This is a genomic window from Neisseria sp. HMSC066H01 (genome assembly GCF_001837375.1).
GTDB lineage: Bacteria > Pseudomonadota > Gammaproteobacteria > Burkholderiales > Neisseriaceae > Neisseria.
In genome coordinates, this window is sequence record NZ_KV832201.1 from 6,876 (window position 1) to 7,131 (window position 256).

1 protein-coding gene is annotated in these 256 nt (G+C 53.1%); it reads left to right on the plus strand.

The genetic code is table 11. The features are described from left to right. A partial coding sequence (locus HMPREF2551_RS10625) for a hypothetical protein (RefSeq protein WP_210400295.1) occupies positions 1-256 on the plus strand: 256 nt, incomplete at both ends.

Below are 256 nucleotides of genomic sequence, written 5' to 3' on the forward strand. Positions count from 1 at the left end.
CGTGACCGTTGCCGGCGACGACAACATCACGACTGAAGCCCAAAACGATAAAGTAACCGTCAAGCTGAACAAAGACCTGGTGGTAGACAGCGTCAAAGCCGGCGACACCACCGTTAACAACGACGGTGTGAAAGTAGGCGACGATGTCGCATTGACCCAAGACGGCGTTAAAGCAGGTGATGTCAAACTGACTAAAGACGGATTGAACAACGCCGGTAACAAGATTACCAACGTAGCCGCCGGTACCGACGACACC